Here is a 14,936-nt window from a genome sequence, read left to right as displayed (position 1 = left end):
GGCATCAGCCGGGCTCACCCTCCACGGCCACCGGAGTCCCCTGCCGCGGGGTCACCGCCGATGTCCCTGCCGAACCCGGGCCGGTGCCGCTGCCGCCTGCAGAGGCGCCGGAGTCGGTGCTGTTCTGGCTGGTTGCGTTGAGGGACGGCGTGCCGGAGCCCTGGGCCGGGCTGCCGGACGAACCGGTGCCGGTACTGGGGCCGGTGCCGGTGTTGCCGTCACCGACCGGCGCCGTGACCTTGTCGGACCCGGGGCCGCCCGCCGCCCCGGGATCACCGCCGCCGGTACCCGGGTCGGCGTGGCCGTGCCCCGGGCGCGGGGTGGTGTCCCCTCCGGTACCGGAGCCGCCCTGCCCGGGCCCGGGCTCGCCCGTGACTCCTGTGCCGGGGCCCTGGTCCTCGTCGGGGCCCCTGTCGCGCGTCTCGTCGGGCAGTTCGCCGGGGCTCTCGTCGTCGTCAGGGTTCGTTTCGCCGGGATCGATGTCGCTGGGGTCGGTGTGACCGGGGCCGGTGTCGTTCTCCACGCCGGTGCCCCCGTCGGCGTCGGTTCCGGTGTCGCCGGGCCCACCGCTCTTCTCCGTCTCGGAGCCGGCATCACCCGCCCGGTTCCGGGGGCCCGGGCCGCTGTTCCCGGCCTCACCGCCGGACCCCGAACCGGACCGGGTGCCACCGTCGGCCGGCGCTGTGCCCGCCCCGTCGGAATCGTCGGCCGCCTCCCGCGCGTGGTCACGCTCGCTGCCCCGCGTTTCCTTCGTCGAGCCGGCGTCCTTTGGGGCGTCGACCCTGGTGACGGCCTCGGTGTGCGCACCGGCGGGTGCTTCGGCCCCGCCCGCCCAGCCGCCCGGCATCGCGCTCAGCAGCGCCGCCACCGCCACGGCGGCCGCGCCGGTGAGCACATCGCCCCGCCTGCGCAGTTGCTTGCGGCGCCGTGCGGTCAGCACGGTGCGGGCCAGTTCGGCCGAGGAGCCCACCAGTCGAGCGTCCAGGCGTGCGATCGCCGGCGGCACGAGGGCCGCCGCCACCGCGGCCAGCCGGCTCTGGCCGCGTTCCTCCCAGTCGGCTCCGTACGCGTTCTCGGCCACCCACTCCAGCTCCCGCAGGAAATCGAGAGCGCCGGCGGGACGGAGTGCCGGGTCCTTGGCCATGCCGTGCAGGACCAGCCCGCGTACCTGAACCGGCAACCGGTCCGTCGGCACCGGCTCCTCGACGTGCTGGCGCAGGAAGTCGAGTGCTTCCGGACCTTCGAACGGGCGCACACCGGTCAGGCACTCGTAGAGGGTGGCCGTCGCCGCGTACACATCACCGGCGGGGGTGGCCGCCCCCAGCTTCCACTGCTCCGGGGGCATGTACGCCCAGGTTCCGCACAGGTTGTGGCGGTCGCCGGTGCGCGCCGAGATCCCGAAGTCCACCAGCTTGGTCCGGCCGTCCCAGTCGACCAGTACGTTCTCCGGCTTGAAGTCGCGGTGCACGACGCCGACTCCGTGTGCGGCGGCCAGTCCGCGCAGGGACCCTTTCAGCACGACGAGTGCGGCCTCGGGGTGCGTGGGCCCCTCTTTCTTCAGCAGCGTGCGGAGTGCGGCACCGTAAACCAGTTCCATGACGATGGCCGCACCCTGGTCGGCTTCCACGTACTCGTACAGTCGCGTCACATGAGGCGATGTCAGGCCGCCGAGAAGCCGGGCTTCCTCCCGCAGGGCAGTGCGAAATTCCTCCCTCGAACACAGTTCCCTGTCGAGGTACTTGATCGCGACGTTCCGGCTGGTCGCGGCATGTCGGGCGATCACCACCCGACCGTTCCCACCCTTACCCAGATTCTTCAGATCGACATACCCGGGAACGGTCCAGGAATCGTCCCCCCGTTCGACTTCCCATCCGCCGTGACCGGCCACTCCTGCCACGTTTCCCCCTGCTGTTCAATTGCGCCGAGGCTCCTCGAACGAGGCAACCGAGGGGGAATTCTCCCAGTGGCAAAAGATCCAATACAGCGAGAAATTTCACAGTTCTGCAACCGTCGATACCGACGTCAATTCAAATGATGGTGACGACAGTGACCACCTGTTCAGCACATTGCCGCTACAGCACCCGCGTGGCGGCCGGATCGGAGGGCCGGACCCGCGCGCCCCGTCAACTCCTCACCCCCGCACGCAACTTCAGACAGTCACCCCGGAAGCCCACAGAAAGCGATCACTTTCGGAACGAAGTGGCGCTCCACCGTGCGAGATCGGTCGATGACGGTGTGTACTGTGCTGCGGGTGGCTCGCCTGAGCACCTCGGACCCAGCCCTGCCCGACTCCCTTCTGGAATCGACTCGATGATCGAAGTACCGGACCTGGCCGTCGGCGCCCTCGCTCTCGGCACACTGTCCGCGTTCGCCCTTGGCGGCGGGCTGCTGCGCTCACGGCGGCACCTGGCCGCACAGCGGGCGAAGACGGCCGCGCTGCGGGCTCAACTCGACGGCACGACACGGGCGTTCACCTCCGAGGTCGAGCATCTGGCGGTTCGTCGGGTGCCGGCGGCGGCCCGGCAGTCCGCACATCCCCACGCCGGCGAGCCCGGGCCGCTGAACCCGCAGCTGGCCGGCTCGCCCCTGGGGAGCGCCCTGGAGCAGGTGCTGAAGGGGCTGCACGCCGAACTGGCCGCGCAGCGCACCCGGATCGACGCGGCGGCCCAGGCCGGGATGCGCGGGGCCACCCGGGAGATCCAGGCGGCTCTGTACCGGCTGCAGGACGCCCTTCGGGGGCTGCAACAGCGCTATGACGATCCCGAGTTGACGCAGACCCTGTTCGAACTGGACCACGAGAACGAGCAGTCGCTGCGGCGCGCTCAGATCGCCGCGGTGGTGTGCGGTGCATGGGTGGGGCTCGCCCGCGAGGAGTCCCATCTCGTGGACGCGGTGACGGGCGGTCAGGCCCGGCTCGCGGGGTACCGCCGTGTCCGGGTCAACAACCACCTCGCGGCCGGTACGGCACTGGTCTCCCACGCCGTCGAGCCGGTCGCCATCATCGTCGCCGAGCTCCTCGACAACGCGCTGCGGCATTCCGCGCCCGACACCGACGTGCTGGTCCATCTCGAGGCGGTCCACCACGGGGTCTGCGTCACCGTGGACGACGCCGGTCTGGGCATGACGCAGGACGAGCGGGCCCGTGCCCAGCGGATGGTCGCCGGTTCGGATCCGATCCTGCTGACCGAGCTGGGCGATCCGCCGCGCATGGGGCTCGCGGCCGTCGGGCAGCTGACCCGGCAGTTCGATCTGAGCGTGGACCTGTCCTCCCCGTCGCCCTACGGCGGGGTGCGGGCGGTGCTGCGGGTCGACAGCCATCTGCTGACGCGCATCAACCCAAAAGAGCGGCCCCCGGCGGCCAGTGCGTCGCGATCGACCCGGCGGGAGGCCGTGCGGGACGCGGAGAGCGGTTCCGGCGCGTCCCACGGTGCGGTCCCGGGCCCTTCCGGCCCGCAGCACCCCTCCCGCGCCGCGCCGGTCGTACCGCCGCACGACCCGCAGCCCGCCCCGGGCGCCGCGCCCGACGGCTTCGAGCCGGAAGCCGGGCCCCGCGGAGCCGAACCGCTCACCACCGGCACAGGCACAGACCACGCAGGCGACGCGGGCGCGGACGACGGTCACGGCTACGGCACGGAGCAGCACCAGGGCGGCGACGCCCCGGTCCCCGGCCACCACGGACCGCGGGACAGCGGCGGTCTCCCTCAGCGGCGTCGCCGCGGGCGCGCCACGGCCTCGGACGTCGCCGCTGCGGCCGAACCCGCGCCGGCACGCCGTTCCCGCCGCCCCGAGGAGTCCGCCGCCGCCCTCGGCGCCCTCCAGTCCGGCACCGCGGCGGCGCGTACCGCCGCGCGGTCGAACGCAGGAGCCGTTCCAGCCGTACCTGAGGGTGCCCCGGCCGCGACCACGGCCGACGCGGCATCCGAGGACACCGACAGCACCGAACACGAAGGGGGAACGGCTCGATGACCAGCCGCGCAGCGGGGGACACGGCATGGGTGCTCGAACCGGTCCTGGACGTGCCGCACGTCGTGGCCGCCGCCCTGCTCACCCGGGACGGACTCGTCACCGGCTACACCGACGCCCTGTCGCGGCCGTCGGCCGAGCGGGTCGCGGCCATCACCAGCACCGTGCAGGGCGCGTGCCGCACCGCGGCGGCGGCGTTCGCCGACACCGACCGGGCGGAGATCCGGCAGGTCGTCATCGAGTCGGACCACGGCTATGTGCTGATCGTGCCGACGGACCACGGCACCTGCGTCGCCGCGTACGGCGATCCCGAGGTGCGGCTGGACCTGCTCGCCCACCGGGTGCACTCACAGGTCGCGCGGCTGGGCGAGAAGGCGATGGCCGCCGGGCCCCGAGGCGCCGACGGCGGCACACCGGCATGACCGGCCGCCGAGGCGGCCGTCCCCTGGTTCCCGCGTACCTGTCGACCGGCGGGGTGGCGCGGCCCAGCCGTGCGCATCTGGAGCGGCTGTCGGTCCTCACCGGCAGCGGTGAGCCGGCCCCCGCCGAACTGCCCGCCGCACACGCGGCTTTGCTGGAGGAGCTGGAGTACGGCTCGCTGACGGTGGTGGAGGCCGCGGCCCTGCTGCGGCTGCCGGTCTCCGCGGTGCTGGTCCTGGCCGCCGACCTCCTCGACCGTGACCTGGTGCTGGCCCGTGCGCCGATCCCGCCCGCCCGGCGCTTCGACCCCGACCTGCTGAAGAGAGTGGCCGATGGCCTCCGCGACCTCAAGCGCCGTTGACGCCGGGCCGGGGGGTGCGCGCATCCACCTGCCCGACAGCGCCCAGGACTTGGTGAAGATCCTGATCACGGGACCGTTCGGGGTGGGCAAGACGACCCTGATCCGCTCCGTCTCCGAGATCCGGCCGCTGCACACGGAGGAGCACCTCTCGCAGGCGTCCGCACAGGTCGACGATCTCGCCGGGGTACGGGACAAGTCCACCACCACGGTCGCCATCGACTTCGGCCGGATCAGCCTGCCGGGCGGTGTCGTGCTGTACCTGTTCGGCACGCCCGGCCAGGAACGCTTCCGGGCCCTGTGGGACGACGTCGCCTACGGGGCGCTCGGCGCGCTCGTGCTGGTCGACGCCCGCCGGATCGACGCCTCGTTCGACGTACTGGGGCTGGTGGAGGAGTCGGGCCTGCCCTACGCGGTCGCTTTCAACACCTTCCCGGACGCGCCCCGCCACCACACTCCCGAGCAGTTGCGCGCCGCCCTGGACCTGGAGCCCACGACCCCCATGGTCACGTGCGACGCGCGGGAGGCGGACTCCTCGGTCGACGCCCTGCTCGCGCTGGTACAGCACCTGATCGACCACCACCCCCCGGAGTCCCGGTGACCCACCCCTCCCCCGCCGAGCAGGCCTTCTCCCTCGCGGCGCCCGTCCGCCTCTGGGAGGACGGCTTCGCCCGCGATCCCCACCGCTACTACGCCGCCCTGCGCGCTCACGGCCCGGTCGGCTGGGCGGAACTCGCGCCCGGCGTCCCGGCCTACGTCGTCACCGACCGGCAAGCGGCGCTGGATCTGCTGCACGACACGAAGACGTTCTCGCACGACCCCCGGCCGTGGGAGGCGACCGTCCCCGACGACTCGCCGGTGCTCGGCATGATGCGCTGGCGTCCCAACACCCTGTTCGCCGACGGCGGCGCCCACCTGCGCTACCGCACCTCGCTGATCGACGCCTTCGATCTGGTGGAACCGCACGATCTGCGCGCCCGGGTGCACCGCGCGGTGCACCTGCTGGTGAGCCGGATCGGGCCGAGGGGCGAGGCGGATCTGGTGGGCGAGTTCACCCGGCCGCTGATGGCGCTGGTGTTCAACAGCCTGTTCGGCCTGCCCGACAGCGCGAGCGACCGGCTCGACGCGGCCCTGGGCAAACTGATCGAGGGCGGCGCCCAGGCGGCCGAGGGGGAGGCCGAGTTCGGCGGGTACGTGCTGGAGCTGATCGCCGCCAAGACCGAGCTGCGGGGCGACGATCTGCCGAGCTGGCTGCTGGACCACCCGGCGGGCCTGACCCCCGAGGAGGTCACGTGGCAGGTGTTCCTCACCCTCGGCGCGGGGCACGAGCCCACGGCCAACCTGGTGTCCAACGCGCTGTCCAGGATCCTCGGCAATCCGGCCTACTACTCGACGCTGACCAGCGGCGCCCGCCCGGTGACGGACGCGGTGCTGGAGGTCCTGCACCACGAGACGCCGCTCGCCAACTACGGCATCCACTACGCCCGTACACCGGTCACCCTGCACGGCGTGTGGATCAGGGCCGCGGTGCCGGTGGTGATCTCCTACGGCGCGCTCGCCCAGGCGGCCGAGCAGGAGCGCGGCGCGGAGCGTCACCCGTCGGACGCCTCCCATCTGTCCTGGTCGGCGGGCCCGCACACCTGCCCGGTCAAGCAGCACACCCTGCTCATCGCCACCGAGGCGATCGAACGGCTCACCCAGTGGCTGCCCGACCTCGAACCCGTCCTGCCCCGCGAGCGCCTGACGTGGCGGCCCGGTCCGTTCCACCGCTCGCTGACGGCCCTGCCCGTTCGTTTCAGCCCCCGCTCCCCCGACCAGCCTGGAGGACGACCGTGACCGTGACCGACCGCATCGCCCTGGACCCGTCAGGTGCCGACATCGCCGCCGAGAGCGCCCGGCTGCGTGCCTTCGGCCCGATCGTGCCCGTGGAGCTGCCCGGCGGCATCCCGGCCTGGGCGCCGACGCGCTACGACACGCTGAAGGAGCTCATCCTCGACCCGCGGGTGAGCAAGGACCCGCGGCTGCACTGGCGGCTGTGGCCCGAGATCGCCGGAAAACCGTCCTGGGCCTGGATCCTGGGCTGGGTCGGTGTGGTGAACATGCTCTCCACGTACGGGCCGGACCACACCCGGCTGCGCAGGCTGGTCGCGCCCAGCTTCACCCACCGGCGGACCGAGGCGATGCGGCCCAGGGTGGAGGCGATCACGGCCGAGCTGCTGGCCACACTGGAGGCCGCCGACGGCGAGGTCGTGGACGTCAAGGAGGGGTTCGCCCATCCGCTGCCGATGCGGATGATCTGCGAACTCATGGGTGTACCGGACGAGTTGCGGGAGGACACCGGCCGGCTCATCGCGGCCATCATGGACACCTCCGATCCGAGCCCGGAGCACGCGGCGTCCGTGCAGCGGCAGATCGGGACGGTGCTGCCGGCGCTGATAGCCCACCGGGCCGCGCACCCCGGGGACGACATGACGACCGAGCTGATCCGGGTCCGGGACGAGGACGGTGACCGGCTGAGCGACGAAGAGCTGCTGTACACGCTGCTGCTGGTGATCGGGGCCGGTTTCGAGACCACCGTGAACCTCATCGGCAACGCGGTGGTCGCCCTGCTCCGCCGTCCCGAGCAGCTGGCGGCCGTCCGGTCCGGGGAGATCGGCTGGGACGCCGTCGTCGACGAGACGCTGCGCGCCCATCCGTCGATCGCGTCGCTGCCGCTGCGGTTCGCCGTCACCGACCTCGCGGTCGGCGGGGTGACGATCCCGGCCGGCGACGCCATCATCACGACGTACGCCGCCGCGGGGCTCGATCCCGAGCGCTACGGTCCGGACGCGGACCGCTTCGACGCCTCGCGGGGCTCCGACGACCATCTGGCGTTCGGAATCGGCGTCCACCGCTGCATCGGGGCGCCGCTGGCCCGGCTGGAAGCCCTCACCGCGCTGCCGGCGCTGTTCGACCGGTTCCCCGATCTGCGCCTGGCCGCCGGCGACGACGGCCTGCGGCAGGTGCCGTCGTTCATCGCGTTCGGCTGGCAGGAGATCCCGGTGCGGCTGCGGGGCTGACCCCCGGGAGGGATGCCGTCGCACAAGGCGGCGCGCGGGAGCGCGACCGGTCCCCCGTTCCGGTCGTGCCCCCGCGGTGAGTTGAACTTACGTCCCTGTCCGAGGCCTTGTGAACCGTGTCGATGCCCGCTGCACGCCCAGCGGGGCTCACCCGTGCACAGCTGAGTCCGGATGGCCCGGTTTCGTCCCGCCCCGATCCGGCCAACCGGTTGCCCCGGCGGCGAACAGGCTCACGCCGGGCTCCGCAGCACCGGCAGGTCGAGGTCACCCACCGTCAGGTGAGCCAGGACGACCTCGTACAGGTCGGTGCCCGCGGCGAGCAGTTGGCGTTCCAGGACGGGTTCGGCGCTGCGGACGTGCTCGCGCACGGTCTGGGCGTGCACCCCCAGGGTCTGTGCGGCGCGTTCGGCGTTGCCGCCGACGGCGATCCAGGCGCGCAGCGTCCGGCGGGGATTGCGGGCGTCGGCGTCGAGCCGCCCCAGCAGGTCCTGCCCCCAGGTGCGTACGGCGGGGCCGGACAGCAGGTCGGCGAGCCGCAGGTCCGGCTCCCCGGCGCCGTCGGACGGTGCGTCGGGCAGGCCGATCCGGGTGTTGAGCGCGAGGTGGACCACGGCCCGGGCCGTGAGGTCGGCGAAGTCGGTGCCGAGCAGGGCCTCGACGCGTTCCATGCGGGCGCGGACGGTGTTGCGGCTGACGCCGAGGACCTTGGCGGCGTTGACGGCGGTGAACTCCAGGCCGAGCCGGGTGGTGGCGAGCAGTTCGGCGCGGGTGTGGTGCGGCAGGGTGTCGAGCGGGCGCAGCACGCGGGAGGTCCAGCCGCGCAGCGCCACCGGGTCCATCAGGCGTTCGGGGTGGGTGCGCTCGGCGTAGACGGCCGTCTTGTCGGGCCGGAAGTGGGCCACGGCCAGGGCGCTGACGGCCTGCCCGTAGGCGGTGGCGGTCTGGGCGAGGCTCTGGCGGACGCTGCCGCCGAGGAAGAGGTCCGGGTGGCGGCCGACGAGGGACCGCAGGGCGTCGCCCGTGGTCTCCCTGGGGCCGACCACGATGACGTGCCCGTCCATGGCCGGGCAGCGCACGACCAGGGCGTCCTCGCGGGTCCTGTCCAGGCACTCCTCTGCGACGCGGTCGCGCACGTCGGGAGCGGATTCGACGACGTACACGCACGCCGTCTCGGCGTCGAGCAGCCCGGGCCAGAGTCCGGCGGCGACGCGGCGGGCGGCGATGGTGTCCTCGACCATCAGCAGTTGCAGGATCGCCAGGCGCAGATCGGAGGTGGCCCGGCGCAGCCGGTGCCCGGCCGCGGTGGACTCGCCCGCCGTCAGCAGCAGCTCGATCACCTGGGCGGTGTGCGTGACGACGCCGGAGGCCCGCCGGTCGAAGGGGTCGGGCCGGGAGACGGCCAGCACGCACGCGTGGGACGGGTGCTCCACCCTGACCAGGCGCAGGTGGCGCTCGCGGCTCTCCCAGGCCGCGGAGGCGATCCGGCCGGCGGTGATGTCCGCGACCAGGCCATCGTCGAGCGGGAGCCGGTTTCCGGCGATGAGGTGCCCGGCGGCGTCCTGCAGGGCCACGGTCGCGCCCACGGTGCCGGCGAGCCAGGCGACGACTCTGCGGACGTCGCGCCCGGCCGGACGCAGATGCTCGAGCAGTTCCTCCGCCCACGCCGGACTCGCGCCGGCCTGCGCCGCGTGCTGCCGGTTCCCGTCCTCTCGGCCAGCCAACTGGGCCTTCCCCTCGCTCCTCGTGCCGCCTGCGGCACACCGGTCGGGGACGTTACCTCACGTCCGCAGGGCGCTCTGCCCGGCCCGGACATCGGGCGGCGGGGGCCGGTGTCCCCGGGCCCCTCCTGCGCCGCCGACCCACCCCGGCGGCATAAGCTCGGCGGATGGCGAAGTACTACGACGTGCACCCCGACAACCCGCAGGCCCGCACCATCGGCCAGATCGCCGACAGCATCCGTGCCGACGCTCTTGTCGCCTACCCCACGGACTCCTGCTACGCACTGGGCTGCCGTATCGGCAGCCGTGACGGCATCGACCGGATCCGCACGATCCGCAAGCTGGACGACCGGCACCACTTCACCCTCGTGTGCCAGGACTTCGCCCAGCTCGGCCAGTTCGTGCGGATCGACAACGACGTGTTCCGCGCGATCAAGGCGTCGACGCCCGGCAGCTACACGTTCATCCTGCCCGCGACGAAGGAGGTGCCTCGCGTGCTGCAGCACCCCAAGAAGAAGACGGTCGGGGTGCGCATCCCCGACCACGTCGTCACCCAGGCCCTGCTCGCCGAACTCGGCGAGCCGCTGCTGTCCAGCACCCTGCTGCTCCCCGGTGAGGACGAGCCGATGACGCAGGGCTGGGAGATCAAGGACCTGCTCGACCACGTGCTGGACGGGGTGGTCGACTCCGGCGACTGCGGTACCGAGCCGACGACGGTCGTCGACTTCTCCGGCGGGGAGGCCGAGATCGTGCGGCACGGCGCGGGCGACCCCTCACGGTTCGAGTAAAGCGCGTACCAAAGGCCCTTCACGGTTCAACCGTGTGCCGGGGGTGGGCGAAATGCCCCGGGACGGGCGTGCCACGATGACCATGATCCGCCCGGTCACGCGGACGGGTTGCAGGCCCCCACCCCCGCAGAGAGGCAGCCCAGCCATGACCGCCGTACAGGGAAACGCCGTCGACATCACCACCGAGGACGGCACCGCCGACGCGTATCTGGCCCACCCCGCCGACGGGGCCGCCCACCCGGCGGTGCTGCTGTTCATGGACGCCTTCGGGCTGCGTCCGCAGCTGCGGTCCATGGCGGACCGGCTGGCCGCCGAGGGCTACACGGTGCTGGTGCCGAACGTGTTCTACCGGCACGGTCGCGCGCCCCTGTTCGACCTTCCCGAGTTCATCGACCCGGGGGCGCGTCCGGAGATATTCGAGCGCATCGTGCCGGTCATGCAGGACCTCACGAACGAGCGGGCGATGCGGGACGCCGGTGCGTATCTGCGGTGGCTGGCCGAGTCGCCCGCGGTGGCCGGCGGTCCGGTCGCGCTGACCGGCTACTGCATGGGCGCCCGCCTCTCGCTGCTCACCGCGGGCACCTACCCGGACCGGGTCGCGGCGGCGGCCGGCTTCCACGGCGGGCGGCTGGCCACGGACACCGCGGACAGTCCCCACCTGGTGGCCGGCAAGGTCACCGCCGAGCTGTACTTCGGCCACGCGGACCAGGACCACTCCCTGCCCGAGGAGCAGATCGAGCGCCTGGAGGAGGCCCTGACGGCGGCGGGCGTGCGCCACAGGTGCGAGGTGTACACGGGCGCGCCGCACGGCTTCACGCAGGCCGACACCGCGTCGTACCACCAGGAGGGCGACGAGCGGCACTGGACGGCGCTGCTGGACCTGCTGAAGCGCACGTTCTGACCACCTGCCGAAGCACACATTCTCCCCTCAATCGCCTGCCTGGTGACACGAGTTGGCGGCCTACCGGCGGTAAGGGCTTGCTCTCCCGTGATCCCTGCGCGTAGACCTTGCTGAACACCAGTCAGGACTCTGGGGGGAGTTGACTCTTGGACGGCACGGTCGACGGGTTCCGCTACGGCGCGGTGACCCCGGTGGCGGCGTATCTGATGGCCTGCCTGGGAGGGGCCCTGGGGCTGCGGTGCATCGTGCGCTCGCTGCTCAACGCGCAGTCGTGGAAGACGGGCTGGCTTGCGTTAGGTGCCGCCTCCATCGGGTGCGGCATCTGGACGATGCACTTCATCGCCATGATCGGCTTCCATGTGGAGGAGACCCGGGTCCGGTACGACGCGGCCACGACGGTGCTCAGTCTCGTCGTGGCCGTCGCCGTGGTGGGCGTCGGCGTGTTCATCGTCGGCCACCGCGGCGCAAGCGCTGTCACGCTGGCGGTCGCGGGCGCGGTCACCGGACTGGGCGTTGCGGGCATGCATTACCTCGGCATGGCGGCGCTGCGGCTGAACGGCGACGTGGGCTACGACCCGGCCGGCGTCGTACTGTCCGTGCTGATCGCCGTCGGGGCCGCGACCGCCGCACTGTGGTCGGCCGTCACCATCCGCGGGTTCCTGATGAGCCTCGGCGCGAGCCTGGTGATGGGCGTGGCGGTGTCCGGGATGCACTACACGGGCATGGCCGCCGTCAGCGTCCATGTGCATGACGCGACCGGCGGGACATGGGCGGGCGAGTCGCCGACGTCCCTGCTGCTGCCGATGCTGCTGGGGCCGGTGGTCTTCCTGCTGCTGGCCGGGGTCGTGGTGATGTTCGACCCGCTGCTGGTGCTGGGCGAGCGGACGTCCGCACGGCAGGACACGCCGGCCGCCGGCACCACGGCGTCACGCCGCCCGTCGTGGCGCACCACGGCCTCGTCCACGCGCGAGCGGTGAGCGACCCACCCGACGGCGGGGCAAGATCGATTGCTACGGTGCACCGGTGTCCGACTCCTCACGCGATACCGCCGAAGGCGCCGGCTGGGGCACCGGCGAACGGGGCGCGTACCGGCGGTTGATGCCTCCGAAGTCCGAGAAGATCTCCTGGCTGAGCCCGAGGATGCTGTGGCTCGCCCGCAACGGCGTGCTGGCCTCCTGGTTCGGGGATCCCACCGGCCGGACCCGCAGCCGGTGGGTGGCTCGGCGGGCGGCCCTCGGAGCGCCGTCCGACAAGGTGATCCGCCGGGACGACCCGGACCGCTTCTCCTTCCTGGTCATCGGTGACACCGGCGAGGGCGACGATCCCCAATACGCCGTCGTACCGGGGTTCCTCAAGACCGGCCACGACACCCGCTTCGCCGTGCTGGCCAGTGACGTGATCTACCCGGTGGGCAGCGCCGACGACTACGGCACCAAGTTCTTCCGCCCCTACCGGGACTACCGGGCGCCGATCTACGCGATACCGGGCAACCACGACTGGTACGAGGACCTCGGCGGTTTCATGCGCGTCTTCTGCGACGACGCCCCGCCCCTGCCGGCCGAGGCCCGGCCGCGGCCCCTCACCCGGGCCTGGCTGCGCTCTCTGCTGTGGCACCGGCCGGGTCCGGACGCGGGGCGACACCTCGCCGAGGCACGCGCGTTGCGCGCCGCGCCGGAACAGCAGGCCGTCCAGCCGGGCCCGTACTGGGCGATCGACGCCGGCCCGCTGCGGATCATCGGCATCGACACCGGCCTGCTCGGCACCCTCGACGCCGAGCAGGGCGCGTGGCTGCGCGAGGTGTCCCGGGGGTCCCGGCCGAAGATCCTGGTCACCGGCTCCCCTCTGTGCGTGGACGGCCGGCGCGAGCCCTGCGCCATCGACGGGGGCGGCACCGTCGACGACATCGTCCGCGACCCGGAGCACCACTTCGTGGCGGCGATCGGCGGCGACATCCACAACTACCAGCGCTACCCGGTCCGGCTGGCCGACGGCCGCACGCTCCAGTACGTCGTCGCAGGCGGGGGCGGCGCGTTCATGCACGCCACCCACACGATCCCGCGCGTCGACGTCGCGGGCGTCACCGAACAGGACTTCCGCTGCTACCCGCTGCGCGGCGACTCCCTGGCCTTCTACAGCCGTCTCTACGGCCGGCGGTTGCGCATGCCCCGCTTCTTCACGCTGACCGAGGCCGAGGCGACGGCCGTGATCGCCGAGCGCCTCGGCGTCAAGCCCACCCGCACCCCGGGCGCCCCGGCCCGTGTCACCCGGCGCGTCCGCCTGGTCGCCGGACTCCTCGGCACCGGCCGCCGCCCCGACCGGGCCAAACGGTTCAGACTGCCCGTGCGGAAGATCTACACGTCGTTGTTCTCGCCGAGCTCGGCGACGTACGACCCGCCGTTCTTCAAGAGCTTCCTGCGCCTGGACGTCTCCCCGGAGGCGGTCCGGCTGCGCTGCTTCGCCGCGACCGGCAACCGTGCCCAGGAGGTCGCCCCGCCGGTCGAGGACGAGGTGCTGATCCCGCTGCGCTGACCGGGCGGAACGGGAACAGCGCGGGACGCCGCCGGGTTGGAACGGTCGTACGCCGTTGAAGGTTCAAAGATGGAGGGCTCGTGCCGCCGACCCCACGACCGCTGCGCAAGCTGGGCTTCCTGACCATCGGGCTGTTCGACCCGGCGGACCCACGCCCGGGCCACGAGTCCACCCTGGAGATCATCGAGCTGGGCGAGAGGCTCGGCTTCGACAGCGCGTGGGTGCGTCACCGCCATCTGCAGCACGGCATCTCCTCCCCTGTCGCGGTCCTGTCGGCGGCGTCCCAGCGCACGCGCCGTATCGAGCTGGGCACGGCGGTGATCCCGCTCGGGTGGGAGAACCCGCTGCGGCTGGCCGAGGACCTGGCCACCGTCGACCTGCTGTCGGGCGGACGCCTCAATCCGGGCGTGAGCGTGGGCCCGCCCATGCATTTCGACCAGGTCAAGGGCGCGCTGTACCCGGACACGGCCGACGCCGAGGACTTCGGCTACGGCAGGGTGGAGCGGCTGCTGGACTTCGTGCGGGGCAGGCCGGCGACGGACTTCAGCGGCGTCGAGGGCTTCGAGGTCTTCTCCGACCGGGTGCAGCCGCACTCCCCCGGCCTGGGCCGCCGCCTCTGGTACGGCGGTGGCAGCCTGCGGTCGGCCCGGTGGGCCGGCGAGCACGGCATGAACCTCCTCTCCAGCAGCGTCGTGAAAGCCGAAGAGCCCGAGGGCCCCCACGACTTCGCGGAGATCCAGCTCGCCCAGATCCGCGCGTTCCGGGCCGCCCATCCCGACGGCGAGGCCGCCCGCGTCTCGCAGGGCCTGGTCGTCATCCCCACGGACTCCGCCTCGCCCGCCCAGCGTGCCCGCTACGAGGAGTACGCCGCCCAGCGCACTCCCCGCACGGCGTCGCCACAGGGCCCGGCGCGGCTGCTGTTCGCACCGGACCTGGTGGGCACCTCGGCCGAGATCGCCGAACGACTGCACGCGCACGCCGCGTTCCGTGAGGTGGACGAGGTGGCGTTCGCCCTCCCGTTCTCCTTCGAGCACGAGGACTACGTGCAGATCCTCACCGACACGGCGACAAAGCTGGGCCCGGCGCTCGGCTGGCACGCGGGCTCCTAGCTTGGGCTTTAACGTGCGCCGTCGAACGGTGCGTCGTACTTGATCACTCGGTTCGGTGTCCGCCGTACACGGAAGCGGCCTTCGTCTGAAC

13 protein-coding genes are annotated in these 14,936 nt (G+C 72.7%); 11 read left to right on the top strand and 2 right to left on the bottom strand.

Going from position 1 to position 14,936, the window contains the following annotated elements:
* Window positions 1–4: 4 nt before the first annotated feature.
* Entirely contained in the window at window positions 5–1,888 is a 1,884-nt protein-coding gene (locus ACFCXS_RS32205) for a serine/threonine-protein kinase (protein WP_376647028.1), read from the bottom strand.
* Window positions 1,889–2,310: 422 nt separating this feature from the next.
* On the opposite strand from ACFCXS_RS32205, the gene ACFCXS_RS32200 reads away from it, so the two are divergent.
* Genes ACFCXS_RS32200 through ACFCXS_RS32175 form a run of 6 tightly spaced genes read left to right on the top strand, consistent with a single transcriptional unit; the run spans window position 2,311 to window position 7,800 of the window.
* Window positions 2,311–3,966: an ATP-binding protein gene (locus tag ACFCXS_RS32200; RefSeq protein WP_376646886.1), complete on the top strand. Its 1,656-nt coding sequence runs from the start codon at window positions 2,311–2,313 to the stop codon at window positions 3,964–3,966.
* Window positions 3,963–4,385: a roadblock/LC7 domain-containing protein gene (locus ACFCXS_RS32195; protein ID WP_376646885.1), complete on the top strand. Its 423-nt coding sequence runs from the start codon at window positions 3,963–3,965 to the stop codon at window positions 4,383–4,385. Before ACFCXS_RS32200 ends, ACFCXS_RS32195 begins: the two co-directional genes overlap by 4 nt.
* Window positions 4,382–4,744, top strand: coding sequence for a DUF742 domain-containing protein (locus ACFCXS_RS32190; protein ID WP_376646884.1), 363 nt, complete (start codon window positions 4,382–4,384; stop codon window positions 4,742–4,744). Before ACFCXS_RS32195 ends, ACFCXS_RS32190 begins: the two co-directional genes overlap by 4 nt.
* Window positions 4,716–5,342 carry an ATP/GTP-binding protein gene (locus tag ACFCXS_RS32185; RefSeq protein ID WP_376646883.1) on the top strand — a complete coding sequence of 209 codons (627 nt, stop codon included), beginning with the start codon at window positions 4,716–4,718 and terminating at the stop codon, window positions 5,340–5,342. The genes ACFCXS_RS32190 and ACFCXS_RS32185 overlap by 29 nt, the downstream gene beginning before the upstream one ends.
* Window positions 5,339–6,577 (top strand): cytochrome P450, encoded by a 1,239-nt coding sequence (locus tag ACFCXS_RS32180; protein ID WP_376646882.1) that lies wholly within the window; start codon window positions 5,339–5,341, stop codon window positions 6,575–6,577. The genes ACFCXS_RS32185 and ACFCXS_RS32180 overlap by 4 nt, the downstream gene beginning before the upstream one ends.
* Window positions 6,574–7,800 (top strand): cytochrome P450, encoded by a 1,227-nt coding sequence (locus tag ACFCXS_RS32175; protein ID WP_376646881.1) that lies wholly within the window; start codon window positions 6,574–6,576, stop codon window positions 7,798–7,800. The genes ACFCXS_RS32180 and ACFCXS_RS32175 overlap by 4 nt, the downstream gene beginning before the upstream one ends.
* Window positions 7,801–8,030: 230 nt before the next feature.
* Here the strand turns inward: ACFCXS_RS32175 and ACFCXS_RS32170 are convergent, their stop codons facing one another.
* On the bottom strand, window positions 8,031–9,521 hold the full coding sequence (locus ACFCXS_RS32170; RefSeq protein ID WP_376646880.1) for a helix-turn-helix domain-containing protein: 1,491 nt from the start codon (window positions 9,519–9,521) through the stop codon (window positions 8,031–8,033).
* Window positions 9,522–9,685: 164 nt separating this feature from the next.
* Between ACFCXS_RS32170 and ACFCXS_RS32165 the strand changes: the two genes are divergently transcribed.
* The 5 genes from ACFCXS_RS32165 (at window position 9,686) to ACFCXS_RS32145 (ending at window position 14,845) form a co-directional block, all read left to right on the top strand.
* A complete protein-coding gene (locus tag ACFCXS_RS32165) occupies window positions 9,686–10,306 on the top strand; it encodes an L-threonylcarbamoyladenylate synthase (RefSeq protein WP_376646879.1) in 621 nt (206 codons plus the stop codon).
* 145 nt (window positions 10,307–10,451) lie between these two features.
* The gene (locus ACFCXS_RS32160) at window positions 10,452–11,207 is read left to right on the top strand and encodes a dienelactone hydrolase family protein (RefSeq protein ID WP_376646878.1); all 756 of its coding nucleotides are present in this window, start codon (window positions 10,452–10,454) and stop codon (window positions 11,205–11,207) included.
* A 146-nt stretch (window positions 11,208–11,353) separates the two neighbouring features.
* On the top strand, window positions 11,354–12,184 hold the full coding sequence (locus tag ACFCXS_RS32155) for an MHYT domain-containing protein (RefSeq protein WP_376646877.1): 831 nt from the start codon (window positions 11,354–11,356) through the stop codon (window positions 12,182–12,184).
* A gap of 46 nt (window positions 12,185–12,230) precedes the next feature.
* Entirely contained in the window at window positions 12,231–13,736 is a 1,506-nt protein-coding gene (locus ACFCXS_RS32150) for a metallophosphoesterase family protein (protein ID WP_376646876.1), read from the top strand.
* 80 nt (window positions 13,737–13,816) lie between these two features.
* Window positions 13,817–14,845, top strand: a complete 1,029-nt coding sequence (locus tag ACFCXS_RS32145) for an LLM class flavin-dependent oxidoreductase (protein WP_376646875.1) — start codon at window positions 13,817–13,819, stop codon at window positions 14,843–14,845.
* The last annotated feature ends 91 nt before the right edge of the window (window positions 14,846–14,936 follow it).

Source organism: Streptomyces sp. NPDC056373 (assembly GCF_042262425.1).
Lineage (GTDB): Bacteria > Actinomycetota > Actinomycetes > Streptomycetales > Streptomycetaceae > Streptomyces.
Note: the sequence above shows the minus strand (reverse complement) of the source record. Positions and strands in the feature narration are given on the sequence as shown.

Excerpts from the sequence above, each read along its gene's own strand:
- ACFCXS_RS32200 (WP_376646886.1), top strand. The coding sequence starts at position 2,311 with ATGATCGAAGTACCGGACCTGGCCGTCGGCGCCCTCGCTCTCGGCACA.
- ACFCXS_RS32195 (WP_376646885.1), top strand. The coding sequence starts at position 3,963 with ATGACCAGCCGCGCAGCGGGGGACACGGCATGGGTGCTCGAACCGGTC.
- ACFCXS_RS32190 (WP_376646884.1), top strand. The coding sequence starts at position 4,382 with ATGACCGGCCGCCGAGGCGGCCGTCCCCTGGTTCCCGCGTACCTGTCG.
- ACFCXS_RS32185 (WP_376646883.1), top strand. The coding sequence starts at position 4,716 with ATGGCCTCCGCGACCTCAAGCGCCGTTGACGCCGGGCCGGGGGGTGCG.
- ACFCXS_RS32165 (WP_376646879.1), top strand. The coding sequence starts at position 9,686 with ATGGCGAAGTACTACGACGTGCACCCCGACAACCCGCAGGCCCGCACC.
- ACFCXS_RS32160 (WP_376646878.1), top strand. The coding sequence starts at position 10,452 with ATGACCGCCGTACAGGGAAACGCCGTCGACATCACCACCGAGGACGGC.